The sequence below is a fragment of the Nonomuraea sp. NPDC001636 genome, assembly GCF_040298265.1.
GTDB lineage: Bacteria > Actinomycetota > Actinomycetes > Streptosporangiales > Streptosporangiaceae > Nonomuraea.
In genome coordinates this window covers 23820-49961 of sequence record NZ_JBEOZT010000021.1, presented here as the reverse complement: position 1 = coordinate 49961, position 26142 = coordinate 23820, and the positions used below count along the sequence as shown (strand labels likewise).

The 26142-nt window shown below is 72.7% G+C and carries 29 protein-coding genes and 1 pseudogene; 5 read left to right on the top strand and 25 right to left on the bottom strand.

Annotated features, from left to right (window positions below):
- Window positions 1-14 precede the first annotated feature (14 nt).
- Entirely contained in the window at window positions 15-437 is a 423-nt protein-coding gene (locus tag ABT158_RS32795) for a GlcG/HbpS family heme-binding protein (protein ID WP_352360080.1), read from the bottom strand.
- 41 nt (window positions 438-478) lie between these two features.
- Entirely contained in the window at window positions 479-1678 is a 1200-nt protein-coding gene (locus ABT158_RS32790; RefSeq protein ID WP_352360078.1) for an MFS transporter, read from the bottom strand.
- A gap of 742 nt (window positions 1679-2420) precedes the next feature.
- Here ABT158_RS32790 and ABT158_RS32785 point away from each other — a divergent pair.
- Window positions 2421-2834 (top strand): nuclear transport factor 2 family protein, encoded by a 414-nt coding sequence (locus ABT158_RS32785; RefSeq protein ID WP_352360076.1) that lies wholly within the window; start codon window positions 2421-2423, stop codon window positions 2832-2834.
- A 158-nt stretch (window positions 2835-2992) separates the two neighbouring features.
- Here ABT158_RS32785 and ABT158_RS32780 read toward each other — a convergent pair whose 3' ends face one another.
- The 4 genes and pseudogenes from ABT158_RS32780 to ABT158_RS32765 form a co-directional block, all read right to left on the bottom strand.
- Entirely contained in the window at window positions 2993-3865 is an 873-nt protein-coding gene (locus ABT158_RS32780) for a PASTA domain-containing protein (RefSeq protein WP_352360074.1), read from the bottom strand.
- The gene (locus ABT158_RS32775) at window positions 3862-4362 is read right to left on the bottom strand and encodes a SigE family RNA polymerase sigma factor (protein ID WP_352360072.1); all 501 of its coding nucleotides are present in this window, start codon (window positions 4360-4362) and stop codon (window positions 3862-3864) included. Before ABT158_RS32775 ends, ABT158_RS32780 begins: the two co-directional genes overlap by 4 nt.
- 370 nt (window positions 4363-4732) lie before the next feature.
- Window positions 4733-4941: pseudogene (locus ABT158_RS32770) on the bottom strand (transposase); the annotation flags it as partial.
- Between the two features lie 131 nt (window positions 4942-5072).
- The gene (locus ABT158_RS32765; protein WP_352360070.1) at window positions 5073-5411 is read right to left on the bottom strand and encodes a beta/gamma crystallin domain-containing protein; all 339 of its coding nucleotides are present in this window, start codon (window positions 5409-5411) and stop codon (window positions 5073-5075) included.
- Between the two features lie 447 nt (window positions 5412-5858).
- On the opposite strand from ABT158_RS32765, the gene ABT158_RS32760 reads away from it, so the two are divergent.
- Complete coding sequence (locus ABT158_RS32760; protein ID WP_352360068.1) at window positions 5859-7112, top strand: MFS transporter; 1254 nt, start codon at window positions 5859-5861, stop codon at window positions 7110-7112.
- The gene (locus ABT158_RS32755) at window positions 7109-8581 is read left to right on the top strand and encodes an amidohydrolase family protein (RefSeq protein WP_352360066.1); all 1473 of its coding nucleotides are present in this window, start codon (window positions 7109-7111) and stop codon (window positions 8579-8581) included. Before ABT158_RS32760 ends, ABT158_RS32755 begins: the two co-directional genes overlap by 4 nt.
- A gap of 343 nt (window positions 8582-8924) precedes the next feature.
- Here ABT158_RS32755 and ABT158_RS32750 read toward each other — a convergent pair whose 3' ends face one another.
- The 10 genes from ABT158_RS32750 to ABT158_RS32705 form a co-directional block, all read right to left on the bottom strand.
- Window positions 8925-9449 carry an RICIN domain-containing protein gene (locus tag ABT158_RS32750; RefSeq protein WP_352360064.1) on the bottom strand — a complete coding sequence of 175 codons (525 nt, stop codon included), beginning with the start codon at window positions 9447-9449 and terminating at the stop codon, window positions 8925-8927.
- Between the two features lie 137 nt (window positions 9450-9586).
- Window positions 9587-9787, bottom strand: coding sequence for a hypothetical protein (locus ABT158_RS32745; RefSeq protein WP_352360062.1), 201 nt, complete (start codon window positions 9785-9787; stop codon window positions 9587-9589).
- A 57-nt stretch (window positions 9788-9844) separates the two neighbouring features.
- Complete coding sequence (locus ABT158_RS32740) at window positions 9845-10942, bottom strand: serine/threonine protein phosphatase (RefSeq protein ID WP_352360060.1); 1098 nt, start codon at window positions 10940-10942, stop codon at window positions 9845-9847.
- A 36-nt stretch (window positions 10943-10978) separates the two neighbouring features.
- The gene (locus ABT158_RS32735; protein ID WP_352360058.1) at window positions 10979-11485 is read right to left on the bottom strand and encodes a GbsR/MarR family transcriptional regulator; all 507 of its coding nucleotides are present in this window, start codon (window positions 11483-11485) and stop codon (window positions 10979-10981) included.
- The gene (locus ABT158_RS32730) at window positions 11449-12267 is read right to left on the bottom strand and encodes an alpha/beta fold hydrolase (RefSeq protein WP_352360056.1); all 819 of its coding nucleotides are present in this window, start codon (window positions 12265-12267) and stop codon (window positions 11449-11451) included. Before ABT158_RS32730 ends, ABT158_RS32735 begins: the two co-directional genes overlap by 37 nt.
- A 19-nt stretch (window positions 12268-12286) precedes the next feature.
- Window positions 12287-13063 (bottom strand): class I SAM-dependent DNA methyltransferase, encoded by a 777-nt coding sequence (locus tag ABT158_RS32725; protein ID WP_352360054.1) that lies wholly within the window; start codon window positions 13061-13063, stop codon window positions 12287-12289.
- Between the two features lie 176 nt (window positions 13064-13239).
- Window positions 13240-14433, bottom strand: coding sequence for a cytochrome P450 (locus ABT158_RS32720; RefSeq protein ID WP_352360052.1), 1194 nt, complete (start codon window positions 14431-14433; stop codon window positions 13240-13242).
- Between the two features lie 220 nt (window positions 14434-14653).
- The gene (locus tag ABT158_RS32715; RefSeq protein WP_352360050.1) at window positions 14654-15628 is read right to left on the bottom strand and encodes a hypothetical protein; all 975 of its coding nucleotides are present in this window, start codon (window positions 15626-15628) and stop codon (window positions 14654-14656) included.
- Window positions 15625-15978 (bottom strand): GntR family transcriptional regulator, encoded by a 354-nt coding sequence (locus ABT158_RS32710; protein WP_352360048.1) that lies wholly within the window; start codon window positions 15976-15978, stop codon window positions 15625-15627. The genes ABT158_RS32715 and ABT158_RS32710 overlap by 4 nt, the downstream gene beginning before the upstream one ends.
- Window positions 15979-16061: 83 nt before the next feature.
- A complete protein-coding gene (locus tag ABT158_RS32705; protein WP_352360046.1) occupies window positions 16062-17012 on the bottom strand; it encodes a helix-turn-helix transcriptional regulator in 951 nt (316 codons plus the stop codon).
- Between the two features lie 149 nt (window positions 17013-17161).
- Here ABT158_RS32705 and ABT158_RS32700 point away from each other — a divergent pair, with 149 nt between their 5' ends.
- Window positions 17162-17410, top strand: coding sequence for a heavy-metal-associated domain-containing protein (locus tag ABT158_RS32700; protein WP_352360044.1), 249 nt, complete (start codon window positions 17162-17164; stop codon window positions 17408-17410).
- A gap of 70 nt (window positions 17411-17480) precedes the next feature.
- Here the strand turns inward: ABT158_RS32700 and ABT158_RS51335 are convergent, their stop codons facing one another.
- Window positions 17481-17855, bottom strand: a complete 375-nt coding sequence (locus ABT158_RS51335) for a fumarylacetoacetate hydrolase family protein (RefSeq protein WP_502911585.1) — start codon at window positions 17853-17855, stop codon at window positions 17481-17483.
- A 49-nt stretch (window positions 17856-17904) separates the two neighbouring features.
- Between ABT158_RS51335 and ABT158_RS32685 the strand changes: the two genes are divergently transcribed.
- Window positions 17905-19131, top strand: a complete 1227-nt coding sequence (locus ABT158_RS32685) for an acyltransferase family protein (protein WP_352360040.1) — start codon at window positions 17905-17907, stop codon at window positions 19129-19131.
- Here ABT158_RS32685 and ABT158_RS32680 read toward each other — a convergent pair.
- The 8 genes from ABT158_RS32680 to ABT158_RS32645 form a co-directional block, all read right to left on the bottom strand.
- Complete coding sequence (locus ABT158_RS32680) at window positions 19119-19940, bottom strand: class I SAM-dependent methyltransferase (RefSeq protein ID WP_352360038.1); 822 nt, start codon at window positions 19938-19940, stop codon at window positions 19119-19121. The two genes, ABT158_RS32685 and ABT158_RS32680, sit on opposite strands and share 13 nt — an antisense overlap.
- Window positions 19941-19944: 4 nt before the next feature.
- Window positions 19945-20580, bottom strand: a complete 636-nt coding sequence (locus tag ABT158_RS32675) for a TetR/AcrR family transcriptional regulator (protein WP_352360036.1) — start codon at window positions 20578-20580, stop codon at window positions 19945-19947.
- Between the two features lie 93 nt (window positions 20581-20673).
- Complete coding sequence (locus tag ABT158_RS32670) at window positions 20674-21846, bottom strand: hypothetical protein (protein ID WP_352360034.1); 1173 nt, start codon at window positions 21844-21846, stop codon at window positions 20674-20676.
- A complete protein-coding gene (locus ABT158_RS32665) occupies window positions 21843-22352 on the bottom strand; it encodes a SigE family RNA polymerase sigma factor (protein WP_352360032.1) in 510 nt (169 codons plus the stop codon). The genes ABT158_RS32670 and ABT158_RS32665 overlap by 4 nt, the downstream gene beginning before the upstream one ends.
- A 94-nt stretch (window positions 22353-22446) precedes the next feature.
- On the bottom strand, window positions 22447-23640 hold the full coding sequence (locus ABT158_RS32660; RefSeq protein WP_352360030.1) for a TolB-like translocation protein: 1194 nt from the start codon (window positions 23638-23640) through the stop codon (window positions 22447-22449).
- The gene (locus ABT158_RS32655; protein WP_352360028.1) at window positions 23637-24158 is read right to left on the bottom strand and encodes an RNA polymerase sigma factor; all 522 of its coding nucleotides are present in this window, start codon (window positions 24156-24158) and stop codon (window positions 23637-23639) included. Before ABT158_RS32655 ends, ABT158_RS32660 begins: the two co-directional genes overlap by 4 nt.
- Window positions 24159-24211: 53 nt before the next feature.
- Window positions 24212-25042, bottom strand: coding sequence for a patatin-like phospholipase family protein (locus ABT158_RS32650; protein WP_352360026.1), 831 nt, complete (start codon window positions 25040-25042; stop codon window positions 24212-24214).
- A 70-nt stretch (window positions 25043-25112) separates the two neighbouring features.
- Entirely contained in the window at window positions 25113-26102 is a 990-nt protein-coding gene (locus tag ABT158_RS32645) for a helix-turn-helix transcriptional regulator (RefSeq protein ID WP_352360024.1), read from the bottom strand.
- Between the last annotated feature and the right edge of the window lie 40 nt (window positions 26103-26142).

Below are 26142 nucleotides of genomic sequence, written 5' to 3'. Positions count from 1 at the left end.
CGCGAACCGCGAGGTCAGCGGGGGAGTTCCTCCAGTGCGGCGGTGGCGAAGCCGTGGTCCTGCTCGGGGGCGCCGCCGCCGAGGCCGATCGCGCCGATCAGGTGGCCGTCGCGGTTGATCGGCAGGCCGCCGCCGATGAACAGCAGCGGCCGGTCGAGCGCGGTCGGCAGGGAGTGGAAGGGGCCGTCGGGCTTGACGAGGTCGACCAGCTCGGCGGTCGGGGCGTTCAGCTGGAGGGCGGTGTAGGCCTTGCGGGTGCTGGTCTCGCCGGAGATCAGCACGGCGCGGTCGTCGCGGCGGAAGGCCAGCAGGTGACCGCCGGCGTCGAGGACGGTGACGCTGACCGCGACCCCGGCCGCCTCGGCGGCGGCGCGGGCGGCCGAGATCAGGACCTCGGCGTCGGCGGTGGTCAGCGGGGTGAGGGTGGTGGCGTTCATGATGATTCTCCTGAGGTGGGACGGACGCGCAGTCAGGGCGGTCACTCGTGGACGAGGGCGGGAACCGCGACGGCGGCGCCGGCCGGTTCACGCGCGGGCGCACGGCGCTCCAGGGCGGCGGACCAGAACGCCAGGGCGAGGGCCGCGGCGGCGAGGATGGCGCCCACCCAGTTCGGCGCGGTGTAGCCCAGGCCCGCGGCGATGACGAGGCCGCCCAGCCAGGCCGCGAGCGCGTTGCCGAGGTTGAACGCGCCGATGTTGACCGCGGAGGCCAGCGTCGGCGCGCCGTGCGCCTGGTCGAGGACGCGCTTCTGCAGCGGCGGCACGGTGGCGAAGCCCAGCGCCCCGACCAGGAAGATGCTCGCCGCGGCGGCGACCTTGTCGTGCGCGGTCAGGGTGAACAGCGCCAGCACGACCGCGAGGCCGCCGAGGGTCGTGTAGAGCAGGGGCATCAGGGCGCGGTCGGCGAACCGGCCGCCCAGCAGGTTGCCGAGGAACATGCCGGCGCCGAACAGCACGAGCAGCCAGGTGACCGCGTCGGCGGAGTAGCCGGCCACCTGCGTCATCATCGGCGCGACGTAGGTGATCGCGGCGAAGACGCCGCCGAAGCCGAGCACGGTCATCGCCATCGCGAGCAGCACCTGCGGGTTGCGGAACGCCGTCAGCTCCGGGCGCAGGCGGGTGCCTTCGGGCCGGGGCATGGCGGGCACGAGCACGGCGATCCCGAGCAGGCCGACCAGGCCCAGCCCCGCCACGATCGCGAAGGTGGTGCGCCAGCCCACCGCCTGCCCGATGAAGGTGCCCAGCGGCACGCCCACGACGTTCGCGACGGTCAGGCCGGTGAACATGGTGGCGATGGCGCCGGCCTTCTTGTGCGGGGCGACCAGGCCGGCGGCGGCCACCGAGCCGATGCCGAAGAACGCGCCGTGGGCCATCGAGGCCACGATCCGGCCGCCGAGCATCATGCCGAACCCGGGCGCCAGCGCGGACAGCAGGTTGCCGACCACGAACAGGCCCATCAGCACGAGCAGCATGGTCTTGCGGCTGATCCTGGTGCCGAGCGCCGTCATCAGCGGCGCGCCGATGACCACGCCGATCGCGTAGCCGGTGACCAGCAGGCCGGCGGTGGGGATGGAGACACCGTACTCGCCGGCGATCTCGGGCAGCAGGCCCATGATCACGAACTCGGTGGTGCCGATCCCGAAGGCCCCGATGGCCAGGGCGAGGAGTGCGAGAGGCATCGCGCGACCCTTCTTACTATTGCTACTGCTTCTTGCAGGCTTCGACAATAGTTGCACACGCGCTATAAAGGCAAACGCTGGCATTCGGCTTGGGCGCGTTGATCTCGCGGGGGTCGCGGCGCCTGGGGAGGGGGCGAGGGCTCGCGGGCCGTCGATGGCAAGGGGCTGCGGGCCGGGCGTCCGGACTGGAGCTGGTGGGTCACCACGGGTCCGGCCGCAGTACACCGGAAGCACACCGCGTGGCGTAGAGGCAGGACCTCAGTGCCTTGCGTCGGCGGGCCGCCGGGTCGTGCTCGGCAGGTGATGCGGGCCGAGGTCTCCTTGCTCAGGCGGACGTAGCGGCCGAGGCCGGACAGGTGCTGGTGGCGGGACTTGGCTTGCAGTTCCGGCGCGGTGCGGCCTGCTTCGCCCAGGTGGGTCAGCGCGGTGTGCCGGAGCTGATGCAGGGGCGTCGTGCAGGCCGAGTTCGGCAGAGGCGGTCTTGAACAGGTGCTCGGCGCGCCAGATTCCGTACCGGCATGACTCTGTCTGAGGCGAAGTCGTCCACCCGTATACCACGTTCCTCGCCCCCTCCGTCACGGATGGAGCACACGACGCAGGCCCCAGCATGGCCAGTCGTTGATTGTCCGATTTCCGCCGGATGCATCCTGTCCGGGACGGACATGATGAGCGCATGACGGCAGAAACAATGACGAATGACGGTCCGGCTTCGGGAGGCGGCGAGGGAAGGAGCTCACTGGCAGTGCTGGAGAGGTTCTACCGGGCGGAAGTTGCCTATATCGCCGCAGGGGGCTTCGGCAAGGCCGACTTCGGCGAGCTTGCCGAGTGCCTGGACCCGGAGGTCGTGATGTACCAGGCGGACTCCCTGCCCTACGGGGGCACCTGGCGCGGCCCGAGCGGCATCGAGCAGTTCATGGCCGCCATGAGCGAGGCCTGGCAGTCCCTGGAGTTCCTGGAGCAGAAGTATGTGGTGGACGGCGGCAGCGTCGTGGTCTGGAACCGCGGCCTCCTGCGCGCCCGCGCCACCGGCCGGGCGTTGGAGACCTCGGTGATGCAGCTGATGACGATCAAGAATGATCGCATCACCGAGATACACCCGTTCTACCTGGACACTTCTGCGGTCCTGCACGCCCTACGCCCGGACGACGACGTCTAGCCCGGCCGCGGAGCGAGCAGCACGACCCCGGTCACCGGATTCATCGGCGTCCTTCTCCCGAAGCTGTCGCCGGCCCCGAGGTGGATCGATCGGTGCAGGTCGCGGGGTCCGTGCCGAGCGTCGGGAGAAGGACGCCGGATGGCGCCGGACGGCGCGCGTCACCGGACCGGGCGGACGCCTTTCGCGATCTTCCTCAACTCACTCATGGCGTCGATCTCCTTGGCGTACTCGGGGCCGATGAGCACCTTGACGGCCAGGTCCTTGCGGAGCTTCCAGGTGACCGCGGGCGTGACCGGGCCGCCGGCGGCCCCCGAGTCGCCTTCCTTGGACAGCCGCGCGGGCCTGCCGTCGAGGTCCACCGTCTCGGCCCGCGGTTCCGGCCGGAAGTCGTACAAGGCGTCCGCGGACGCGCCATGGGCCACGATCACCTGTACGGCGTAGCCGGCCTGCTGGGGGCCCGGCTTCCGGAAGCTGGTGGTGTAGCTCTTGCCGGGGCCGACCACATCGTCCTTCGACCATTTGCCCCATTCGAGCCCGTCCGGCAGGTAAGTGAGCTGGATGCCGCCGAACTTCCGCCCGTCGCCGAGGTCTCCCAGGGCCTGCGGCGTCGGCGCGGGCGGCAACTGGACGTCGAGGGTGACCGTACTGCCCCGGGCGACGACCTTGCCGGCGGCCGGTTCCTGCGTGCCCACCAGGCCGTTGTCGCTCCGCATCCCGGTGAGCGCGACCTTCAGCCCGGTGTCGTGGAGCGCCTTGGCCGCCTCGGTGGCGCGCCGGCCCGTCACGTCGGGCACGGTCACGTCGTTGCGCATCACGACGCCGTTCTGGCCGGTGTCGGCGGGTTCGCCGGGATTCAGCATCACCGGCACGGTCACGGCCACGGCCGCCGCGACGATCGCCGCCCCCGCCACGCGGAACCTGGTCAGGCGGGCGCGGTGCGCCCGGCGTACGGCACTGCCCAGTCCGGGCCCGGCCTGAACCTCGGCGACGTGCGCCGCCATGGCGTCGGCGAGGTCGTCCTCGATCGTCATCTCGTCACTTCCCTTGCGACATCCATGTTCTGGCGGATCCTGGCGAGCCCGCGCGCGGCCTGGCTCTTGACCGTCCCGGCCGAGCAGCCGAGCAGGGCCGCGGTGGCCTGCTCGGACTGGTCCTCCCAGTAGCGCAGGACGAGCACGGCGCGCATCCTGGGCGGCAGCCTGCGCAGCTCACCGATGAGCATGTCGCGCAGGTCGAGGTCGGGAGAGTCGGCGGCGGTCTCGGGCGGCCGGGCGAACATGATCTCCTGGACGACCCTGCGCCGCCTCGCCCTGCTGATCGCCGCGTTCACGACGACCTTCCTCGCGTACGCCTCGGGGTTGTCGTGCCTGATCCGAGGCCAGTTCCGGTAGACCTTCTCCAGGGCGTGCTGGACCAGGTCCTCGGCGTCGTGCCGCGTCGCCCCGCACACCAGGATCGCGGTACGCAGCAACGAGGTGCTTCTGGTGGCGAGGAAGTCGTCGAAGGCAGCCTCGTCGTCATCTGTCATCAGTGAAGGTCCCCTTTCGCCCTCCCCAACGCGCGAGCCCGCCCGGAGGTTGAGTGCCTTCCCGAAGAGTCGTGGTGGGGCGACGACGCCGTCCACGCGCAGGGACGCAGCTCCAGCGGCGACAGGGGACAGCAGCTCGGCCAGCTCGCCCCGACCGTTCGCCCGCGATGACCTCTGAGCAGACCAGGCACGCGAGGGCATTGCTCACCCAACCTGACGCCACCGTGTCATCGACCGCCCGGCTGCTGAACGTCAGTTGCTGCACGAGCTACAAGTACGTGCCCGAACTCGCCAAGGGGCCGCCCTGCCGTCGAACAATCAGCAGCGCAAGCCGAACTGGAGGAAGCCACCTCTGCCAACCGGACGGCCAGCGCGGCCAGGTGCCATCAGCCGACCGGGGTCGATGCCGCTCGCAGACCGTGATCCAGGGGCCGAATCGTTCGGGCAGGTCCCGCCGGGGCAGTCCGGTGCGAGCCCGGTACAACACGCCGTCGATCGTCCTTCGGCGGTCGTTTCACCGGCCGCCTTCGGGAGCAGCGGCTCCAGTCGCTCCCACTCTGAGTTGTGACCTCGCCCCATGGGCCTGAGGCCTCTTTCGGTCAGCCGCGTGGTCTCATGAGCTCTGTTGACTGCACCATTCCTGTGGACTCGCAGGTGGGGCGGCGTCCGGCAGCCGGATTGTTCAGCGGTCGCCGGACGCTCCCCATGTGTCAGAGGATCTCGATGGAGGCGACCTTCGGCGGGCGGTTCGGGTAGGTCATCACGGTGTGGCGATTGATCCGCACCACGTCGCCGTTGGCGTCGTAGTACTTCACATCGTTGTTACCTGTGGAGATCTTGTCCACCCACCATCCGCCGAAGTCGGTCCGTCCTCGGTTGGCGTAGCAGTCCACGCTGTCGCGGCCGTTGGAGTGCGACCAGATCTGCAGGTAGCCCGCGTCAGGGTCGCATGTGACGTGGTCGATCGCGAAGGCGGGGCCGCCGGAGACGGCAACGGTGAGGGTGGCGGCCGCAGCGAGAGCGGCCAGCGTGGACAGTGTGCGTCGCATGATGGGGGTTCCCTTCGGAAGCTGGTGCAGCAGGTGTCGCTCTGCCGATCATGAACTGGATGTAATCAACTGACTACTATCTGCAATGACAGAGTTCCGTGCATGGAAGAAGTGGGCGCAACCGAGGGCGACGACAGACGGCGATCTTCTCCGAAAAGGGCCGCGCCCCTCACCCGCCACCGTCCTGCGCATGCTGCGCGACCACGACGAACAGAACGCGCCGAAGACACGGACGGTAGCGCCGAGCCGGCACTGGGCTCCTGGGACGTTCCGGGGGCTCATCGCCTGGACCCGGGTGGGGCACCGTCGAGGCGTTCGCCACCGGCGGACAGATCTTGGTGCAATTGCACCGCCGACGGCCCCGACTTCATGTTTCTGCACGAAGCACCTCCCGGGTGAGGTGATGGAGGGTTGCTGGAACATTGATCTAGCTCCGGAGGCCTGTGAATGGGATTCGCCGAAGTCACCCACACCTTGGCGCCCGCGCACGTACGTAAAACGGCTACCGTCACTGTCGGCCTGCTCATGGGCGTCTGGGTGATCGACTATGTCGATCGGGTGATGATGGCCGTCGCGTTGCCGTTCATCGGCGAGGAGTTCGCCCTCACCAAGACCGAGCAAGGCTGGCTGATCACCGCCTTCTCCCTGGTCTATCTGCTGTGCCAGGTGCCGGGTGGCATCCTCGCCGACAAGTTCGGCGCCCGCCGCCAGCTCATGGTCTCCATGCTGCTCTGGTCGGTCTTCACCGCCCTCACCGGTATCGCCTGGGGCCTGGCCTCCCTCCTCGTCATCCGTGCTCTCTTCGGCGTCGGCCAGGGCCTCTTTCCCGGCGCGTCCTTCAAGGCCGTCGCGGAACGCACCACCCCCGCCATCCGCGCCACCGCCGCCGGCGCCATGCTCGCCTCCAACCAGCTCGGTGCCGGCGTCGCCCCGCTCCTCGTCGCGCCGCTCATCCTCGCCCTCGGCTGGCGCCACACCTTCTGGGTCACCGCCGCCGCCGGCGTCGCCGTCGGCGTGCTGCTCTGGAAGCTGCTGCCCAAGGCGCTGCCCGCCCACCTCAACGGCTCCGACGTCGTTCAGGACAAGGGGACCAGCCTCGGCACCGTCATGCGCTCGCCATCGGTCTGGAAGTTCGCCGCGCTCTTCTGCACCACTAACATGCTCGGCTACGGCCTGATCACCTGGGTGCCCAGCTACCTGCTGGAGGAGCGCGGCATCTCCCTCATCAACACCGGTGTCATGTCCGCCATCCCCGGCCTGGTCGCGTGCGCGACCGCTTTCCTCGGCGGCTGGCTGTTCGACCGCTTCTTCCACGACAGGGCCCGGCTCTACGTCATTCCCCTGCTCCTGGTCACCGCCGTGCTCCTGGTGCTCATGCTGATGGCCGACTCCGCTGTCGGGTTCACCGTGTACCAGACCCTCGCCATGGGCGTGGCGGGCCTTTCCACGATGGGCATCCTCGGCATGCCCGTGCGCGCCCTGCCGCCCGCCTTCATCGGATCCGGCATGGGCGTCGTCAACGTCGGCGGCCAGATCGCCGGCGTCCTCGCCCCCGTCCTCATGGGCTTTTTGGTCGACCAGTTCTCCTACACCGCTGCTTTCGGCCTGCTCATCGCGACCACCGTCCTCGGCGCGCTGATCGCGTTGATCGTGCCCCAGCGCCCTGAGCAGTTCAGCCTCGTACCGAAGGAGCTCGCGTGACGACATACGATCTGGTCCTCACCCGCGGCCGGGTCATCGACCCCGAGACCGGTCTGGACGCCGTACGCGACGTCGGCGTCAGCGGCGGGGTCATCCAGGCCGTCTCCGACCAGCCGCTCGACGGCGTCACCACCGTCGACGCGACCGGCCTGGTCGTCAGTCCGGGCTTCATCGACCTGCACAGCCACAGCGTGGACGTCGCCGGCCACCGCCTGCAGGCGCTCGACGGCGTCACCACCGTCCTGGAACTCGAGGCCGGCGCCTACCCGGTCGCCGCCGCCTACCGCAGGGCCGAGATCGAGGGCAGGCCCCTCAACTACGGCTTCGCCACCTCCTGGGCCGTGGCGCGGATGTCCGTCCTCCTCGGCCTCGACACCAGCGGCGACCTGCAGGACGACTTCCTCGCCCACATCGGCCGCGAGGAATGGCAGCGCGCCGCTCCGCGGAACGTCGTCGACCGCATCGTCGGCATGCTGGAGCGCGACCTCGGCGATGGCGCGCTCGGCATCGGCATCCTCATCGGCTACGCGCCCCGCGTCGATCCCGCCGAGTACCTCGCCGTGGCCGCCCTCGCCGCCCGCGTCGGGCTGCCCACCTACACCCACGCCCGCGAACTCGTCGAGATGGATCCCACCACTCCCGTCGACGGCGCCGAGGAGGTCGTCCGCGCCGCCGCCGAGACCGGCGCGCACATGCACTACTGCCACGTCAACAGCACCTCCATCCGCCATGTCGACCGCGTGCTCGGCCTGGTGGAGAAGGTCCGCGCCGAAGGCTCGCGCGTCACCACCGAGGCCTACCCCTACGGCGCGGGCATGACCGGCGTCGGCGCGGCCTTCCTCGCCCCGGAACTCCTGCACCGGCGCGGGCTGACCCCGCACTCCATCGGCCTGCTCGGTGCCGAGGGCCGTGTCCCCGACGCCGACACCCTGCGTCGAATCCGCGAGAGCGAACCCGGCTCGGCGGCCTTCGTCCACCTGCTCGACGAGGATGACCCCGCTCAGTTCGACTACATCCAGCGGGCCCTCACCTTCACCGACGCCGCTGTCGCCACCGATGCCGTCCCCCTCCTGTGGCGCTCGGGGGCGCCCGACCCGCTCTCCTGGCCGCTCGGGCCGGACGCCGTCACCCACCCTCGTACGGCCGGCACCTACGGCCGGACGCTGCGCCGGCTCGTCCGGGAGAACGGGGTCCTGTCACTGCCCGAGGCCGTGCGCCGGTGCACGCTCGTCCCCGCCGACGTGGTGGGCTCGGGTGTTCCGGCGATGCGGCGCAAGGGCCGTGTTCAGGCGGGCTGCGACGCCGACCTGACCGTTTTCGCCCCCGAGACCGTCAGCGACCGTGCCACCTACACCGAGACGGTCAGGCATTCCTCCGGGTTCGTTCACGTTCTTGTCGGCGGCCGGTTCGTGGTCCGTGACGAGCATCTGGTGCCGACCGCCCTGCCCGGGCGCGCCGTCAGAGCCTGATGCCCGGTCAGGTTCTGAGGCAGGTTCGGTGGGGACGGTCGTGAGCATCTCGCGCAGTCGCGCTCGGCGCGGACGGCTGGGTTCAGGCAGCCCCGGGCGACCGCGGCGGCCTTGACGTGCTGCTCCACCAGGCGGTCCAGCATGCGGTGGGGGCGGCACGGGGATCAGGTGCGCGGGCTGCGAAGCGCGCGCACGGCAGGGGCCCGTCTCGTTTCTGCGTGTGCCAGGCTCGCCTCCCTCGACGGGAGCGCGAGCCTGGCCTGGCTCAAGGTTCGCGACCTCGGGGTCTTACGTCGCGTCGGCCGACGCGGAAATCGCCGCGGCTGCCGTTCTTCCGGCCGGGTCAGTTCTTGCGGATGTGCCAGACCTGCTCAGGGGCGTTGCCTCCGTAGCAGCGCCACTGAATGGCGATGGCCCCCTTGGTCTTGCTGCCCTCGCCGATCGCCAGGCATCGGCCTGAGGCCAGATTCCTGATCCGCGCCGCCTTCGTTCGCCAGACCTGCTCCGGCGCCTTGCCCCGGTAACACGGCCACTGAATGGCCCGCTTGCCTTCCCTGGTGGTTCCGTGGGCGATCGCCATGCACTGTCCGGATACCGCGTTCCGGAAAGTCACGCCGCCCTCGGAATCCCTGACGACGTACCAGCGCTGGCGCCTGGAACCGTCGCAGGGCCACTGGATGACCGGGGCGCCGTTCTTCTTCACTTCGGTCGCGGCCACGGTGAGACACTGGCCGGACGCGCCGTTGACGAGCTTCACCCCCTTCACGGACGCTGCGTGCGCGGGCGAGGGCAGCAGAACGGCTCCCGCGACGACAGTCAGCGCCAACGCGCGGAGACGAGACATGTCATCCTCCATCTTCTTGATCAAGAATGAGGGAGAAAGTTCAGTGTGATCATCCTGCGCCTGCCGAGCGATTATCCGCGCCCCGACCAGGGCGCCGAAGCCGCGCTTCGCCTCCGAGCCGCAGGACGGGAAACAGCGCGGCGGCGCCTTCGCCGGGCCGGTCAGGACGTCTCTTGCCGGGCCTGGTTCGCCTTCGCGTTGGACTGCCGCATCAGCAGATCGGTCGCCAGTTCCACCTCCACCTCGACCCGCCGCAACGCCCGCAGCGCGTCGCCCAGGTCGGTGAGGTCTTCACCCAGGGCCGCGGCGGCGTCCCGTACGGGGCGGAGAACGTCGGGGATGTTCTGGCGGTGCTCGTCCATGATGTGACGGTATGACACCGGCGGCCGGGTCGTCACCAGCGAGCCCGGCCCCGGCCGTCAGCGCATCGCGCTCAGGGCGCGTTCGATCCTCTCGCTCGGATACGGCGTCGTCCTGCTGGTGCCCCACAGGTGCCAGTGGAAGTCGTTCACGGCCGCGGCCACGGGAGCGTACCGGCGGATCATCGGGGCCACGGCCGGGGGCGCGCCGGCGGGGTCCGCGCCCTCGGCGCACGCGCGGATGTAGGCGTTGCGCTCCTCGACGGCGCCGTTCGGCGACCGCACCCCGCAGACGTCGGTGACCAGCCAGTTGACCAGCCGCGCCAGCGCGTACGCGGTGTCGTGGGTGCGGTTGCGCTCCAGGAACTCGATCTCCGGCTTGGCCAGGTCGAACCGGGAGGAGGTCGCCAGCCCCAGGTCGGCGAGGTAGAGACGGTCGCCGTCGGTGAGGATGTTGCCGAAGTGGCCGTCGAAGTGCATCAGGTGCCGGCCGTTCATGAACGCCACGTCGCGCCGCAGGCACGACTCCAGCATGGCGGCCGCCGCCGTCGCCGCCTCCTGGCCGGCGGCGACCTGGGCGGCGAGCCAGTGGTTCAGGTCGTGGGGGATGAACTCCTGGAACAGCACGATGCCGGCCGAGGCGCGGGCGAGGGCGTGCAGGCGCTCGCGTACCGCGGGCGACCCGTCCCAGTACTCCACGGCGGCCTCGACGTCGGCGTGCTCGGCGGCCGGCGGCGGCGCGCCCGGCAGCACCCGCCAGTGGTACAGCAGCGGGAAGGCGGCGCTGTGCCCGGCCAGCACCCAGCCGGTCGTCATGGCGGCGGCGGCGAGTTCGCGCCACGCGCCGAAGCCGGGCGTGCCGATGGCGGCGACCCCGTACTGGCAGAACGGCGGCAGCCCGAACAGGTTCGCGGTGGACATCACGTTGCCCGGCCGGCGTTCCAGGTCGGTCAGCGGGATGCGCTTGGCGAAGACCGGCACGCCCTCGACGTCCAGCAGCACCGACGTGCCGCCGATGCCCGCGCCCAGCACCCGCGCCTGCTCCAGCGCCTGGCCGAGCTGCCGGTCGCTGTGCAACGCCAGGGCGCTCGCGACGTCGCCGTATCTTCTGGCCCGTTCGCTCCGGGACATGTCCACGCGCGTGTCTGGCAGTTCCACCGCCGGGCCCCCTTGATCGACTTCGTGGGGCAGACCCTACCCGGCGGAGGACGGCCGCGCGGAGTCCGATCCGGGGCGTCGCTCCCGGTGCCTGGCCAGCATCTGCCCGCCGACGTCGACATAACCGGCGAACAACCCGATCACGTCCTGCAGCCGTTCCTGCGCGGGCCCGGGGCGCACCAGGGCCTCGCCCTCGCGCAAGGCGGCGATCAGGGTCCTGGCCCGCGCCTGGCTGGCCTCCAGCAGCGAATCGATCCCCCCGGTGGCCTCCACCAGGAGCCGCCGGCTGCCGGGCTGCGGGATCACCCTGGCCAGGCCCCAGGAGTCGAGCTGCCGCACCGCGGTGCTCACCGCGCCCTTGCTCAGCTCCAGCTCGGCAGCGATGGTGTCGAGCGAGATCGGCTCCTCGGTGAGGAGCAGCAGCCCGTAGACGCGCCCGGTCGCGTGCGGCAGGTTCCACGAGGCCAGCAGGTCGCCCACCGAGGTGACGAACGTGTGCCGCGCGCTCATCGCCGCGCCCGCCCCGGCGCCGGGAGCGTGCACAGGAACGCCTCGATCGCCTCGTTGACCGCCTGCGGGTCGTCCTGGTTGGCGATGTGGCCGGCCCCGGGGACGACGATCTCCTCGACGCCTTCGGCGCGGGCCCAGCCGGGCATGGCCGAGGCGATGTTGCCGGTGGTGTCCCGCTCGCCGCGGATCAGGCACAGGGGCACCGGCGTGCGGTAGCCGGGGTCGGGGGAGAGGAACTCGACGGTGGCCCGCCACACCTGCACGAACTCCTTCTTCGGCACCTGGCCGAAGGCCCGCCGGGCGTCGTCCCTGGCGGCCCGGGTGGTCGCGGAGGCGTCGGCCATCAGCCGCGGCAGCCTCCTGGCGGGGATCATCGTCAGCATCGGCGCCGCCGCCCTCAGCAGCAGGCGGTCCCGCCAGGTCAACGGCGCCGTGTTCGGCGTGGCGCCGATGACGACCAGGGCGCGGGCGAGGCCGGGATGCCGCCGTACGACGGCCTGGCCGAGGTTGCCGCCGAGGGACTGCCCCACGAGCACCGGCCGGTCCAGGCCCAGGTGCTCGACCAGCGCGCACAGGTCGGCGATCGCCTGCTCGGCGGTGAAGCGCCCGCCGGCCGGGCGGGAGAGGCCGTGGCCGCGCAGGTCCCAGGTGACGACGCGGTACCCCCGGGCCCGCAGGTGGCGGGCCTGGGCGTCGAACATCACGTGGTCGGCCCCGGCGCCGTGCGAGAACACCACCGGCACGCCGCCGCCTCCGCTGTCGGCGTAACGCAGGTCGCAACCCCGCAGGGAGAGGACGGACGGTAGATTCACCATATTCTGAATATAGCGAACGTCAGGCGGGGCGGGCGACGTACAGGATCCGGTCGTGGGCCTCCTCGTCGGCCGGGTCGCGCACCGAGGTGCCCACCAGCCCGTGCGCGGCCACCACGCGCAGCCCGGCCAGCTCGGCGGCCCGGCGCACCGTGCGGTCGGAGTGGTGGCGCTGCACGTGCCGCATCGACAGCCGCTCCCAGCCCGCGCCGGCCCGTTCGAACAGGTCGAACTGGGTGATCACGATCTCGTCGGCCTCGATCCGCGGCGAGTGCGCGAACCAGGCCACGTACCGGTCGCCGCGGTCGGCGACCACCGGGACGCCGAACGTGCGCCGGTAGTAGCCGATGGTGTTCAGGTCGAAGACCACCAGCCCGCCCGCGGCGAGCCGGTCGCGCGCCGCCGCCAGCGCCTGCCGCAGCTGGCCGGCGCTCGTCAGGTACGTCAGGGGCACGTCCACGCAGGCGACCACGTCGAAGCCGGACAGTTCCGGCGGAGGGCGCAGGAGTGATCCGACCAGGAACGGGATGCCGCCGGCGCCCGGCCGCCGCCGCGCGGTCGCCACCATCGCCGGGGACAGGTCGTAGCCGGTCACCGCGAATCCCCGCTTCTTGAAGGCCGTGCTGCTGCGGCCGGTGCCGCAACCGGCGTCCAGCAGCCGCCGCCCCCCGTTGCCGTGCCGCGCCACCGCCTCGGCGAAGCGGTCCACCAGGGCCTCGGTGTCCATCTGCGCGTTCAGCTCGTCGTAGCGGGCGGCGATGCCTTCGTAGGCCGCCAGGGTCTCCTCGACATGCGACATGCGTGCCTCCTGAACGGCCGGCGGGCCGGGTGACCGCGCCGGGCACTCGGCCCGGCGCGGCCCCTCGGACTCGGTTACCAGATGTACCAGGCCTGCCGGTTGACCCGGCGGCCGGTGACGCGGCGCAGCAGCTTCCTCATGGGGGATCACCTCCTTCCTCGACGAACCGCTGGTGGTCAGGTCTGGCGTGGCGTGCGGCGCAGCTGGAAGGGCGGGGGCGTGATGATGCCCTCGACGTGCGGCCGGCCGGTGCCGCCGCGCACCTCCAGGCGGGCGGCGTCGGTCAGGGCGGCCAGCAGGTCGGTGGCCAGCGCCTGGGCGACACCCGCTCCGGCGCAGGTGAACGGGCCGCCGCCGAAGGGCAGGAAGGGGCCGCGCGGTTCGGGGCCGTCCCAGCGGTCAGGGCGGAACGTGGTGGCCCGCGGCCAGTGCCGCTCGTCGCGGTGGAGCAGGTAGGGGCAGACGGACACGCTGTCGCCCGGTTCCAGCGGCACGCCGCCGACCTGATGGGCCCTGCGTACCGGGCGGCCGAGCAGCCAGGCCACCGGCCACAGCCGCAGCGACTCGCGTACGGCCGACTCGGGCGGCACGGCGGCCAGATCGACGCCGTGTGCGGCCGCCGACAGCAGCGCCCAGGCCACCGCGTGGCCCACCGGCGCGATCGAGGTGCGGAAGAGCAGCAGGTACACCTGCGCCACGTGCTCGGGCGGCGTCCCGGGCGGGGTGGCGCCCAGGACGGCGTCCAGCAGGTCGCCGGGCCGCGTCTCGTCCGCCGGTTCGCGCCGCCGGGCGCGGGCCTCGGTGGCGAGCGTCCGTACCACGCGGGCCCACAGGGCGCGGCGGGACAACCGCGCGAGCCGGCCGGCGGGACGGATCAGCACCTCGCGCCGCACGACGTACGCCATCAGCTCCCGCAGGGCGGGCGGGCTGTCCGGCCGCAGCAGGGCGTCGGCCAGGAACCGGTGCACGGCGGCCCGCCCGGCCGACGGCCACTCGCTGACCTCGCCCAGCCCCGCCACCACGGCGGGCAGCCGCTCGCGCCGGGCGGCCACGTGGGCGCGCAGCGTCGTACGGGCCGCCCGGCCGATCGCCACCTGCGTCGCCCGCGGCCCGAGCAGCCCGCCGCCGACGTGGAAGAACCCGGACACGTCGGCGTAGTCGCCCGCCTCGTCGTGCAGGATGCGCAGGGCCTGCACGGGGTCGGCCACGCACAGCGATCCGTCGTCGGGCAGGCGGAACACCGGCCCGCGCGCGCCCGCCGCCTGCTCCACGAACCCCAGCGGATCTCGGCGGTAGTGCCGCGCCGCGCCGCGCGGCCACGGCCGCCCCTGTTCGGGCACGACCCGATCCGGTTTCCCGACCGTCGTCATCCCACCTGCCCCATGCCATCCGTGAATCGGGTGTACACGCAGGCGGCGCAGGTGCGCCCCCCAGGAGAACGGTGGCGCACGGCCGCGACGGGCCGGGCGCCACGAAAACCAGGAACAGCGGCAGTGTATAGGCCGGGTCCCGGCACGCCGGTGGCCGAGTGATCAATGGGATCAGCGTGATCACATTGACCAATGTCACCGCCGTGCCGGCCCCGGGCGCTCAGGCGGCCTGGTCGCGCAGGCTGTTGATCAGGCCGGCGGCGGTGGGGGCGTCGCGGCAGGACACCAGGAAGTCGGTGCCGTCGGCCAGGCGCAGGGCCAGCGCGGGCCCGGGCAGCAGCAACATGCCCGCCCCGGCTCCGTGCAGGGCTCCGTTGAGCAGCCACCGATCCGCCGGGACGTCGACCGCGTCGGCGCGGCGCACGCTGCCGACCGCGACCTCCCGGCTGATCGGGCCGAGCGCGACGGTCACCGCGCGCTCGTCGATGGCCAGCCGGTAGGAGCGCATCGGCAGCAGCACCACGGCGACGACCACGACGGCGGCCCCGGCCCAGCCCGCGGGGCCGACGGTGAGGACGAGCGCCGCCGTCATGGCCGCCCCGGTCAGCGCGAGAGCGGCCACGCCCAGGTCGACGGCCCGGATGACGCGCCGTTCCTGCCAGGAGACCTTCTCCTGGCCGCGCAGCGGCAGCCGGGGAGCGTCGGGAGCGGGGGCGCCGGCGGCCCGGCCGACGGGGGCGCGGCGGCCGGCCAGCAGGAAGGCGGCGAGCGCGCCGGCGAGCGTGGCCACGGGGACGAGCACGCCCATCACCGCCGGCGAGGGCGCAGCCGCCTGGGCCGCGGCGGGGGCGTCGAGTGCGGCGTGCAGGATGACCAGCAGGGACGTGGCCGGCGCGACGGCGATCGTGACGACCGGGACCACGATCGCCGTCCGTATCGCATGGGCGCGCGAGGCCGGCGCGCGGCCGGCCAGCGCGAACGCGGCCAGCCCGGCCAGCCAGACAGCCGCCGGGACGCCGAGCAGCAGGGTCGACAACTGCTCGACCGTTACGGTGGAGCCGCGGGCCGCGCCGCTCCGGCCGGGTAACGCGGCGGGCAGCCGCTGACGCCAGGCGAGCACGGTCAGCCCGGCACCGCCCAGAACCGTCGCGGGCAGGGCGACTGCGCCCGTCAGCCATCGGACCTTACCGATCATGTGAATTCCTTCCCCACCAGCGACATCAGTTCGTCGCGGTTCAGGCCCGCGCGGCGGGCCACGGTGACAAGGTGCCGGACGGTCTGCACGAGCTGTGCCCGCTCGCGCGGGTTCGTCCTGGTGACGGTGGCGCCGCGGCCGGGACGCAGCTCGATCAGTCCTTCGTCGCGCAGGTCGGCGTAGGCGCGCAGCACGGTGTGCATGTTGACCTCCAGCGAGGAGGCCAGGTCGCGGCCGGAGGGCAGCCGGTCGCCGGGGGTCAGCAGCCCGTCGGCGATGCCGCGGCGGACGCATCCGGCGATCTGCTCGCTCAACGGCGTGCTGCTGCTCGGGTCGACGCGATAGAGCATGTTCTAATCCTGATAGAACAATGCGAGTTTCACAACCCCGATCCGCCCGGCGCGCGAATCGGGGGAGAGGGGGCCTTCCCGGCTCAGATCCAGCCGAGCTTGGCGGCGCGGACGCCTGCCTGGAAGCGGCTGTCGGCGCCGAGCTGGGCGGTCAGCTCGGCCACGACCCTGGTCACCGTGCGGTTCGAGACGCCCAGGGCGCGGGCGATGGCGTCGTCCTTGGCACCCGTGGCCAGCAGGCGCAGCACCGCCCGCTGCTGGTCGTTGAGCTCTTCGCCGTCGGCCGCCCTGGGCACGTCGCCCGGTTCGGAGGCGGTCATCCAGCAGTAGTCGAACAGCGCGGCGTAGGAGGCGACCAGCCCGCGTCCCTCGATGAGCATCGCCCCCGCCATGAGGTCGCCGGGCATCACCTCGGCCACGGCCAGCTCGCGGTCCAGCATGATCAGCCGTACCGGGACGAACGGCATGGTGCGCACCTCGACCCCGCCCTCCAGCATGCCCTGGACGTGCTCGCGCATCGCCGGCTGGGCCAGCTGGCTCTGGGCGTGCATGATGCGCACCCGCACGCCGCGGGCCACCGCGCGCACGTCCTCGGCCCGCGAGTGCCGCAGCCGTTCCGGCTCCCAGGCGTGCGGCATGTGCATGCCCATGACCTCCTCGCGGGCCAGGTCCGTCGCCGCCCGCAGCTTCACGCGCAGGGCCTCCACGTTGGACCGGGGGAAGAACTCGACGCGGGCGTCCTGGGGGTCGCCGTCCAGGCGCAGGTAGTGCTCGGTGAGCTCCCTGGAGGCGGCCCGCTGCTCGGCGAGCAGCCCGAGCAGCTCCTCGCCGCCGAGCAGCATGCGGTTGAGCGCCGCCATCGCGTCGACGGCGATCTCGGCGCCGGGGTTGAGCAGGCTGAGCCTGGTCAGCCGGTCGCGGGCCCGCTCGGCCTCGGCGCCGCGCAGCCCCAGCCCGGCGGCGGCCGCGCCGAACGACTCCCGGTGCCGGCGCATCCGCGTGTACACCCGCCTGGCGGTGGCCTCGTCGCTCACGTCCCTCTCCTGTCCCCTTCCCGCCATGGCGGGAAGGGGAAGTCGTTTCCGCTGTCGTCGCCGCTCTCCGTGCGGCAAGCTCAGAAAAGGGTACGGCGTGGTGAAACGGACCCCATACCCAACCCCTGTACGGCACTTCGGAGGACTTTATGATCACCCTTGTCCACAGCCTCGTCACCTACGGCATCCCCGACCTGAACACCGGGAGCTGCGCCACGTGCGTGGAGGCGGTGAAGCGGGAGCTGGCCCTGATCCCAGGGGTGGTGGGCGTGGACGTGAACCTGGCGGCCGGCCGGGTGAGCGTGCTCACCGAGGGCCCGGTCGAGGAGAGTTTCATCGTGGCGGCTATCGAGGACGCCGGCTGCGAGACCGACCGCCTGCCCGGCTGGCGTTCCTAGACGCGCCGGCCCGTCCGGACGATGCGGGGCGGCCCGTCCGGACGGTTCAGGGCGGGCCGCGCCGGTCGGGTCAGGGGGCGGCCACGACGGACTGCGTCTGGCGGCCCAGGCCGTCGATGCCGAGCTCCATCCGGTCGCCCGGCCGCAGGTAGACGGGCGGGTCGAAGCCCATGCCGACGCCCGCGGGCGTGCCGGTGTTGATCAGGTCGCCGGGTTCGAGCGCCATGAACCGGCTCAGGTAACGCACGACGAAGACGGGCGTCCGGTGCGTCGCGGTGCCGGTGCGGATCCGCGGCTCCCTGATCGGCGCGGCCGGCATCTCCGGCCCGTCCAGCCGCCTGTCCGACGCGCGGATCCCGCAGCTCGGGCAGTACCTGGCCGCGTCCATGTCGGGGCTGTGACCCCCAAGGGGGGCGGCCAGGCGCGCCGCATGGCCGTCGCTCACTGTGGACGGTCGTAAGGCTGTAAACCGTACTTCTCACTACGATGTCCTGATGCTTCGTGCTCCCCTCGCGGTCGAAGGCTCGGCCCCGCCGAATGCCGGGCGGCTGGCCTGGCTGGACGCGTTACGCGGGCTCGCCGCGATGGTGGTGGTCTTCGAGCACGCGCTCGAACCGCTGTGGCCGGAGGCACGCCCGCCGATCAAGGCCGTCTTCGATCCCGGCTGGTACGGCGTGATGGTGTTCTTCCTGGTCAGCGGCTACATCGTGCCCGCGTCACTGGAACGCCGGGGCAGCGTGCGGGCCTTCTGGATCTCGCGGTTCTTCCGGTTGTGGCCGCTGTTCGCCGTGTGCGTGGCCGGCATGCTGCTGCTCGCCGCGCTCGGCTGGGACGACCTGCACGTCTGGTGGGACACCCGGCCGCTGGCCATGGCCCTGGCACACGCCGGCATGCTGCAGAACCTGCTGTACGCGCCGAACGTGGCCAACGTGCTGTGGACGCTGTCCTACGAGATGGCCTTCTACCTGCTGCTGACCGCGATGTTCACCCTCGGCGTGCACCGGCGCAGCGCGGCCGCCGCGCTCGGGTTCGCGGCGGCCGCCGTGCTCGGCGCCGGGCTGCTGCCGGTGACGCTGCTGTCGGCGGGCGGCGCGAGCCGGATGCTCACGGTCGTGGTCGTGGTGACCGTCGTGCTGGGCGCCGGGCTGGCCGCCGTCCTGCGCGGCGGCAGGCGCGTCCGGCAGGCGGGCGCCGTGGCCGTCGCGGGCACGGTCCTGCTGCTGCTGGCGGTCAACCAGAGCTACCCCGGGCCGTGGCAGGGGCTGTTCATCCTGGCGACCATGTTCGCCGGCACCGTGCTCTACCGCGTCGAGGCCGGACTGCTCGGTCACCGGCATCTCGTCTGGGTGGCGCTGATCCCGCTGGCGGGGTTGTGGCCGGCGCGCGCCGAGCTCGGGACGCAGGTGGCGACCGTGGCGGCCTGGCTGACCTTCGCCGCCGCGATGGCGCTGCGCCGCCGCGCGATGCCGTCGTGGCTGACCTGGCTGGGGCTGGTGTCGTACTCGATCTACCTGCTGCACCCGCTGCTGCTGGAGAGCGTCGAGTTCTTCCTGCCGGAGCCGTCGGGCGTGCCGCTCGCGGCACGGCTGACGCTCCTGGCCGCGGTGTGCGCGGCGCTGCTCGGTCTGTGCGCGCTGACCTGGCGGTGGGTGGAGGCGCCGGCGCAGCGGCTGGGCAGACGCCTGATCCGCCGGGCCGAGCCCGCCCCTCAGAGGCGGTAGTGCTGGACGGCGGTGCCCTTGCGGGACAGGGACGTGCTCCAGGAGGTGAGCCGGCTCGCCAGCCGGGTCGTCCACGGGTAGCCGGCGACCTCGGGCTCGCGGGCCAGGAAGATCTCGCGCACCAGCTTCAGCCGGGGTTCCAGGCGCACGATGTCCTGCGGCGTGTCGAATCCCGGCGACTTCAGGAAGGGGGCGACGGACCGGGTGCCGGCGTACTTCCTGGCCGCCCACACGTGGAACCTCGTGTAGCCGTTGAAGCAGATCTCGCCCGCGGGGAAGTGGCGGACGAGCCGGTCGAGGAGGCCGGCCAGCTCCTCCTGCGACAGGAACCCGATCAGGCCGTCGGCGACGATCACGGCCGGACGGTCGGAGGGCACCTCGTCCAGCCAGCCGGGGTCGTTGAGGTCGCGGCCGATGACGTGGGCGTGCGGACGCTCCGGCAGCAGCAGGCGCCGGGCCTCGGCCACGCCGGGCAGGTCGACGTCGTACCAGTCGACGGTGGGGGGCGGGTCGACGCGGTGGACGCGGGTGTCGAGCCCGGCGCCCAGGTCGAGCCCGACCGCGTCGGGACGGCGGGCGACGAACCGCCGCACGATGTCGTCCATGACCAGGGAGCGGTGGGCGATGCCCACGACCGGGCTGGCGGAGAGCTTGAACCGGGCGGTGTCGAGGTCGAGCTTCGCGGCCAGGTCGTAGGCCGTCCGGTCGCGCAGGATCGGGTGCTCGGCCCGGTAGTCGAGCGCCTTGCCGGCCAGGGTGAGCCAGAGCGTGTTCTCCAGTGGGGTGAGGTCGGGGAGGGGGATGGTCATCGTGTCAGTCCTCTTCCTGGGGTGAGTCGTCGAGGGCGGCCCGGGCCGCCTTGAGGGCGGCGTCGTCGGTGAACAGCCCGTGGGTGTAGAGCTCCAGCGTGGGCAGCGCGAGGCGGCGCAGCACGTCGGGCCCGAACTGCTCGTGGCCCAGCGCGCGCGCCAGCGACGGCGGCATGGTCAGCGTGGCCACGCTGTTGAGCACGGTCAGCACCGCCAGCGCCCGCACGTCGGAGGACGGCCGCATCGAGCCGTCGGCGATCCCGGCCCGCAGGACCTGTTCCGACTCCTCCACCAGCGTCTCGACGAACGTGGCCGCGGCCGGTGTGTCCTCCTCGATCGCGCGCAGCATGTACCGCATCTGGAGGCGGTACTCCTCCGGGTTGGACAGGTACTCGCGGAAGAGGTCCTGCATGCCGCTCGGGCGGGCGCCGCCGGCCCGCCGGACCAGGATGCCCAGGACGTGCTCGTCGCAGGCGCTCCGGAGCTTCTCCTTGCTGCCGAAGTGGTGGATGACCAGGGCGGGGCTCACCCCGGCGGTCGCCGCCACGGCGCGCAGGTTGGTCTTGCCGAAGCCGTCACGGGCGAAGTGCGCGATGGCCGCGTTGCGGATCTTGGCCTGAGCGGTCAGGTCTGAACACATGTTCAGTACACTAAACACATGTTCAGTCCCTGGCAAGTGGCATGGGTAAGCCCCGTGCCGGAGACGGCACGGGGCTCGGGGCGGGCGCCGGACCTAGTTCCGGCGGGTGAGCACCCACTGCCAGGTTTCCTCGCCGCCGCGGTCGCGGCTGCCGGTGAGCTGGATCATCCGCTCGCCGTCGGCGCCGGCCAGCGCCAGGCCGTTGTCGAACTCGTTCTTGCACGCGCCCGCGCAGCCCAGCACCACCACGTTGTCGTTGTCGGCCCAGGCCAGGTGCTGCAGCACCAGCTGCCGGCCCGGCACCGACGGCGGCAGGTCGCGGTCCAGCGTCCGCCTGCCGTCGGGCGAGACCTTCGACCAGCCCGAGTAGTCGATGTACCGGTCGCCGGGCGGGCCGTCCCTGCGGGTGCCGTCGAGGCCGAGCCACAACCTGTCGGGCATGGTGTCGGTCGGTTCCCAGAGCATGGACCCGTCCAGGCTCCAGCCGAGGTCCTGGCGCGCGTTCATGTTCCCGGGTTTGCCGTCGCGGTCCAGCGACGGCAGCGGGTGGTAGGCGGCCTGGCCGGTGGCGACGTCGATGACGTAGAAGCCGATCCGGGGCTGGACGAACTCCTCGACGGTGTAGGAGTTCTCGCCCACCTGCTTGCGGCTCCGCTCCGGATACTGCGAGTACGCCGTGGCCAGCACCCTGGTGCCGTCCGGCGACCAGACCAGCGAGCCGACGTCGTGCTCCAGGTCGATCCAGGCGAGGGCCTGCCGGGTGTTCATGTCGACGATCCCGACCCGCCTGCCGATCCGCTCGCCCTGGAGCACCGCCGCGAGCTGGAGCCCCGGCGCCACGTCCAGCCAGGCCCACGGCGTCCTCTCGTAGCCGTCGGAGCGGGGGTCGTACAGGTGCCAGGTGCGCCGCACGCGCTCGCCGCCCCCGGGCGTCTTCTCCAGCCAGGTGGTGAAGTAGGCGGAGACGGCCACGTCCCCCGCCGCCACGAACTTCTTCGGCGGCGCGTTCTCGACGTCGGCCCGCACGTCCGTGGACGTCACCGACGGACGCACGGGCACCGGCACCCCGTTCGCCGGGCGCACGGTCGTGCTCCGGCCGTGCAGCCCGACGGCCAGCACCGCCACGACGACGGCCATCCCGGCCGCCAGCACGACCGCCATGACCGGTGGCCGGGCACGCCGCCGTAGCGCCCGGTCGGCCAGGTCGTGCGGCAGCCGCACCTCGTCGGCCCACTCCTCCATGGTGTCGCGAAGCAGCCGGTTCATGTGGTGACCTCCAGTTCCGCAGCCAGTTCCGGGGCGATCTGCCGCAGCCGGGCGAGCGACCGGAACGTGGTGCTCCGCACCGTGCCGACCGAGCAGGACAGCATGGCGGCGATCCGGTCCTCCGGCAGGTCCTCGAAGTAGCGCAGCACCAGCACGGCACGCTGCCTCGGGGTGAGCCGGGCCAGCGCGGCGCGCAGCACCATGCGCAGGTCGCTCTGGTGCGTCCCGTCGGCCCCCGGCCGGTCGGGCGGCTCGGCCTGGATCACCTCGCCGCGCCGCCCGATCGCGCGCCACCAGGTCACCTGCTGCCGGTACATGATCTGCCGGACGTACGCCTCGGGGGCGTCCACCTGCCGCCACCGGGCCGCCAGCTTGGCCAGCGCGGCCTGCACGAGATCCTCGGCCGCGTGCTGGTCGCCGCCGCTGAGCATGAACCCGAGCCGCATCAGGGCAGGCGAGCGCGCAGAGACGAACTCGCGGAAGCCTTGCTCGTCCGCAGGGTCCACGACCACCTCCAAACGTGTGAATGACACCCCTGAGACGCGCGCGGGGCACTCCCGCTATGCCTGTCCGGCCGGACGATTCTCGGGCGGCCCTCGCTCAGCGGCCGGCCGCCTTCAGGTCGATCACCACCTGGGTGCCCTCCGCCGTCCGGAACCAGACCACGCCCTCGTGGAAGTACAGCGTGGGCGGGGCCTTGTCGCCTCTGCGCGTCGGCACGGGGAAGAGCCGGCCGGTGCGCTTCGTGGCGACGTCGTGCAGGGCCAGCGCCTGGCCGCCGCCGGCGTCCTTCTGGTGGAGCAGGACGAAGCGGCCGGAGATCAGCGTTCCCGTGGCGTTGCCGGGCAGGTCGCGGCGGTCCGTTCCGTCGCGCCGCCAGGCCGTCGTCCCGTCGAGGCACCACACCGGGCCGCAGTCGGTCCACGACGAGCGCTTCTTGGCCGGGACCGCGTTCCTGGACCGGCCGGTGAGCACGTTCTTCAGGTGCTCCAGAGGCCGGGCGACGGGGTGGTCGACCGTCGGGTCCTGCACCGGCCATCCGGCCCAGGGCCACTCGACCAGGTAGAAGCCCTTCGTCCCGCTGACCAGGGACACGGTCCCGCCCTTGAGCGGGGCCCGGTAGACGCCGCCGTCGGCGGGCGACCACACGGCCATGCCGCCGGCGACGGCCAGCTTCTTGAGCCCGGTGTAGGCGTTGTCGCTGGACAGCACGGCCCTCAGCGCCGCGATCCGCCGCGGGACGCCCCCGCTGACGGGCACCGCCCAGATCTCCGACCGGTCGTCCCGGAGCGCCGACCACGCCAGGTAGCCGTCGCCGAAGACCAGCGGCTCGTTGGTGACCTTGACGTCCTGCAGCGGCGCGACCTGGGTGAACGCGCGCTTGTCGAGGTCGTACGACCAGATGCCGTCGAGCCGGTTCCCGGTGAGCCCCCGGCCGGCCACCACCCGGTCGGCGACGAACACGTCCGGCACGAAGGCCCGGCCGCCGGGCCCCGTCGCCGGGATCTCGTGCACCGCGCCCGGCCACACCTGCGCGACCGGCGGCGACAGGCGGCCGGCGGCGGCCGACGGGGCCGCGGCGGACGGCGGCGCGGAGCCGATCGTCCGGGTCCCCAGGACGGTGACGCCCACCACGGCGGCGGTCGCGGTCGCCACCGCCACCGGCGCCCACCACCATCGGGCCGCCGTCGCCCCCCGGCGCGGCGGCGGCGCGACCCGCGGCCGCCCGTCGTCCTGAACCGTCTCGGCCCTGGCCGCCAACGCGTCCCTGAGCCGGTCCTCGATCGTGGTCATGCCCGGCCTCCCAGTTCGCGCTCAAGCCGCTCCAGAGCTCTGGAGGCGGTGGACCGTACCGTGCTCTGCCGCAGGCGCGTCGCCTCGGCGATGTCGGCGTCGGACAGGTCGAGGTAGTAACGCAGGACGAGAACCTCGCGCTGCCGCCGGGGCAACCGGCCGAGCGCCGCGAGCATCTCCTGCCGGGATTCGCCCAGGAGCGCGGTCGTCTCGGCCGAGTCCACCGGGTCGTCGCGCCGCCGCAGGATCGCCCTGGCGGCGACACTGCGCCTGCGCAGCAGCGAGCGCGCGGCGTTCAGCACGCAGACCCGCACGTACGGCAAGGTGAGGGCGGCCGGGCTCCGGCCGGGCAACCTGGAGAAGACGTCCTGGACGACGTCCTCCGCGCTCTCCCGGTCGCCCACGAGCAGCAGGGCCAGGCGGACGAGGGCGAGCCGGTGCTCCCGGTACAGGCCGGCCACCGCGTCGGCGGCGCCGGCCGGCGGCGGGGACGCGCGGGCGACGATGTCAACATTCATGCACAGGGAACGCGCACCTGCCCCGATCCGCTGCGTGCCGGGCACGCGCTCGTTCAGGCCTGGGCGGAGCGGCCCCGAAGATACGGCCCGACCAGGTCGGCGAGCCCGGCGGACTGACGGCGTCCCGCCAGGTAGACCCGCCCCCACCGGCTCCGGTCGCCGAGGTCCGGCCCGAACGCCTCCAGCGCCGCCTGGTCGGGCACGATCCGCACGCCCCGCTCGAGCGCCGGGCCCGGGAACACGTGCGCGAGCGGTTCGACGAGGACGATCGCGCCCGCGCCCGCGGCGAGGTGCACGTTGGACCCGCCGCCGAGCGCGCCGTCCATGTACCGGCGCGCGCCGACGGTGATCGGGACGGCGTGGCCGGGGGCGGCGCTGCTGGCGGCGACGGCGGCGTGCAACGGGACGCCGCTGTCGCCGCCCCAGACCACCGGCTCGCCGCTGACGGCGTCCACGGCGGTGATCAGCAGCGGGCGGCCGGGCCAGGAGCCGGTGCCGACGAGCCGGCGCATGGCGGCCAGATGGTCCTCCTCCGGCAGCGCGTCCGCCTCCAGGGCGAGCGCGCCGGCCTGGCGCAGCGCCTCCCGCGGGTCGGCGCCGGGCGCGTTGAGCATCTGCAGGACGCGCGGCATCACGGTCGGGTCCCCGGTCCGCCGGCCCGGGGGCGCGGGCGGCAGGTCGGCGAGCTCGTCCAGATCGCGTCCGGCGGCCAGGGCGGCGGCGGTGATCGCGCCCGCCGAGGTGCCGACGAGCAGATCGGCGTCCGCGAGCTCCACGCCCGCCGCGCGCAGGCCCGCCGCCAGGCCGAGCAGCCAGGCCGTGCCCACCGGACCGCCCGGCCCCAGGACGACGGCGACGTCGGCGGTGCCCGCTGTGAAGATCATGCCCCGATGCTACAAGGCGGCATCCGGCACGGGTCATGCCGATTTGTCTTTCGCATGGGCGGGACGGCGGTCAGGCGTCCGGGTCGCACCAGCCGCGGCGCGCCGCCAGCAGGCCGGCCTGGAAGCGGGTGCGGGCGCCGAGCCGGTCCATCACCTCGCTAACCCTGCGGTGCACCGTGCGCAGGCTCACCCCGAGCTGACGGGCGACCGCCTCGTCCTTGAGCCCGGCCGCGAGCAGCGTGAACAGCTCGGGGTCCGGCAGGTCTGCCGGGCGGGAGCGCGCGTCGTAGAGCGGGAGCGGCAGCGCCGCCCGCCACAGGACCTCGAACAGGGCGACCAGCGCGTCGAGCAGCGACGAGGAGTGCACGATGACCGCGCTGCCGGAGTGGGCCGAGGCGTCGGCGTTCAGCGGCAGGATGGCGGTCCTGCGGTCGGCGATGGCCAGCTTCATGGGCACCTCGGGGCTCACCCTGGCCTGCTCCCCGGCCGCCGCCGACTCCTGGGCGAGACGGAGCTTGCCGGGGATCTCCAGGGCCGAGGCGTCGTAGATGCCGCGCACCACGAGGCCGTGCGCCAGGCGTTCCATCTCGGGGGCGTTCTGCTGGGACGGGTCCTGGGCGTACGGGGGCCGGTCGAGGACCAGGAGCTCCTCGGTCGCGGTCTGCTGCAACTGGGTGAACCGCTGCACCACGGCCGCCTGCCCCTGGACGACCTCGACCAGCTCCTCGGGCGCCAGGTTCTCCGTCCGCGGCGTCTCGGCCAGCAGCGCGAGCGCGGCCAGCCTGGCCTGGGCCAGCCCCTCCTCGCGGCGGGAGATGAGGGCGGCCACCGCCACGTCGGGCCTGGTCGGCACGTACCGGACGGGTCGGCCGGCCATGCGGCTGACCAGGCCGAGCGCCTCCAGCCGGGAGCACGCCCGGCGCAGGGCCACGGTGGTGCGGCCGGTGTGCGCGGCCAGCTCGGGCAGCGTGGTGCGCGGCCGGCGCAGCAGGGTGCGGTAGATCTGCTCGTCCTCGGCGTCCACGCCGACGGCGGCGAGGGCGTTGTCGTCCGCGTTCATGATCGAACAGTTTGACAGATACCTGCCATGGCGTGAACCA

Excerpts from the sequence above, each read along its gene's own strand:
- ABT158_RS32795 (WP_352360080.1), bottom strand. The coding sequence starts at position 437 with ATGAACGCCACCACCCTCACCCCGCTGACCACCGCCGACGCCGAGGTC.
- ABT158_RS32790 (WP_352360078.1), bottom strand. The coding sequence starts at position 1,678 with ATGCCTCTCGCACTCCTCGCCCTGGCCATCGGGGCCTTCGGGATCGGC.
- ABT158_RS32780 (WP_352360074.1), bottom strand. The coding sequence starts at position 3,865 with ATGACGATCGAGGACGACCTCGCCGACGCCATGGCGGCGCACGTCGCC.
- ABT158_RS32775 (WP_352360072.1), bottom strand. The coding sequence starts at position 4,362 with ATGACAGATGACGACGAGGCTGCCTTCGACGACTTCCTCGCCACCAGA.
- ABT158_RS32765 (WP_352360070.1), bottom strand. The coding sequence starts at position 5,411 with ATGCGACGCACACTGTCCACGCTGGCCGCTCTCGCTGCGGCCGCCACC.
- ABT158_RS32760 (WP_352360068.1), top strand. The coding sequence starts at position 5,859 with ATGGGATTCGCCGAAGTCACCCACACCTTGGCGCCCGCGCACGTACGT.
- ABT158_RS32745 (WP_352360062.1), bottom strand. The coding sequence starts at position 9,787 with ATGGACGAGCACCGCCAGAACATCCCCGACGTTCTCCGCCCCGTACGG.
- ABT158_RS32730 (WP_352360056.1), bottom strand. The coding sequence starts at position 12,267 with ATGGTGAATCTACCGTCCGTCCTCTCCCTGCGGGGTTGCGACCTGCGT.
- ABT158_RS32725 (WP_352360054.1), bottom strand. The coding sequence starts at position 13,063 with ATGTCGCATGTCGAGGAGACCCTGGCGGCCTACGAAGGCATCGCCGCC.
- ABT158_RS32720 (WP_352360052.1), bottom strand. The coding sequence starts at position 14,433 with ATGACGACGGTCGGGAAACCGGATCGGGTCGTGCCCGAACAGGGGCGG.
- ABT158_RS32715 (WP_352360050.1), bottom strand. The coding sequence starts at position 15,628 with ATGATCGGTAAGGTCCGATGGCTGACGGGCGCAGTCGCCCTGCCCGCG.
- ABT158_RS32710 (WP_352360048.1), bottom strand. The coding sequence starts at position 15,978 with ATGCTCTATCGCGTCGACCCGAGCAGCAGCACGCCGTTGAGCGAGCAG.
- ABT158_RS32700 (WP_352360044.1), top strand. The coding sequence starts at position 17,162 with ATGATCACCCTTGTCCACAGCCTCGTCACCTACGGCATCCCCGACCTG.
- ABT158_RS32685 (WP_352360040.1), top strand. The coding sequence starts at position 17,905 with ATGCTTCGTGCTCCCCTCGCGGTCGAAGGCTCGGCCCCGCCGAATGCC.
- ABT158_RS32680 (WP_352360038.1), bottom strand. The coding sequence starts at position 19,940 with ATGACCATCCCCCTCCCCGACCTCACCCCACTGGAGAACACGCTCTGG.
- ABT158_RS32675 (WP_352360036.1), bottom strand. The coding sequence starts at position 20,580 with ATGTGTTCAGACCTGACCGCTCAGGCCAAGATCCGCAACGCGGCCATC.
- ABT158_RS32670 (WP_352360034.1), bottom strand. The coding sequence starts at position 21,846 with ATGAACCGGCTGCTTCGCGACACCATGGAGGAGTGGGCCGACGAGGTG.
- ABT158_RS32660 (WP_352360030.1), bottom strand. The coding sequence starts at position 23,640 with ATGACCACGATCGAGGACCGGCTCAGGGACGCGTTGGCGGCCAGGGCC.
- ABT158_RS32655 (WP_352360028.1), bottom strand. The coding sequence starts at position 24,158 with ATGAATGTTGACATCGTCGCCCGCGCGTCCCCGCCGCCGGCCGGCGCC.
- ABT158_RS32650 (WP_352360026.1), bottom strand. The coding sequence starts at position 25,042 with ATGATCTTCACAGCGGGCACCGCCGACGTCGCCGTCGTCCTGGGGCCG.
- ABT158_RS32645 (WP_352360024.1), bottom strand. The coding sequence starts at position 26,102 with ATGAACGCGGACGACAACGCCCTCGCCGCCGTCGGCGTGGACGCCGAG.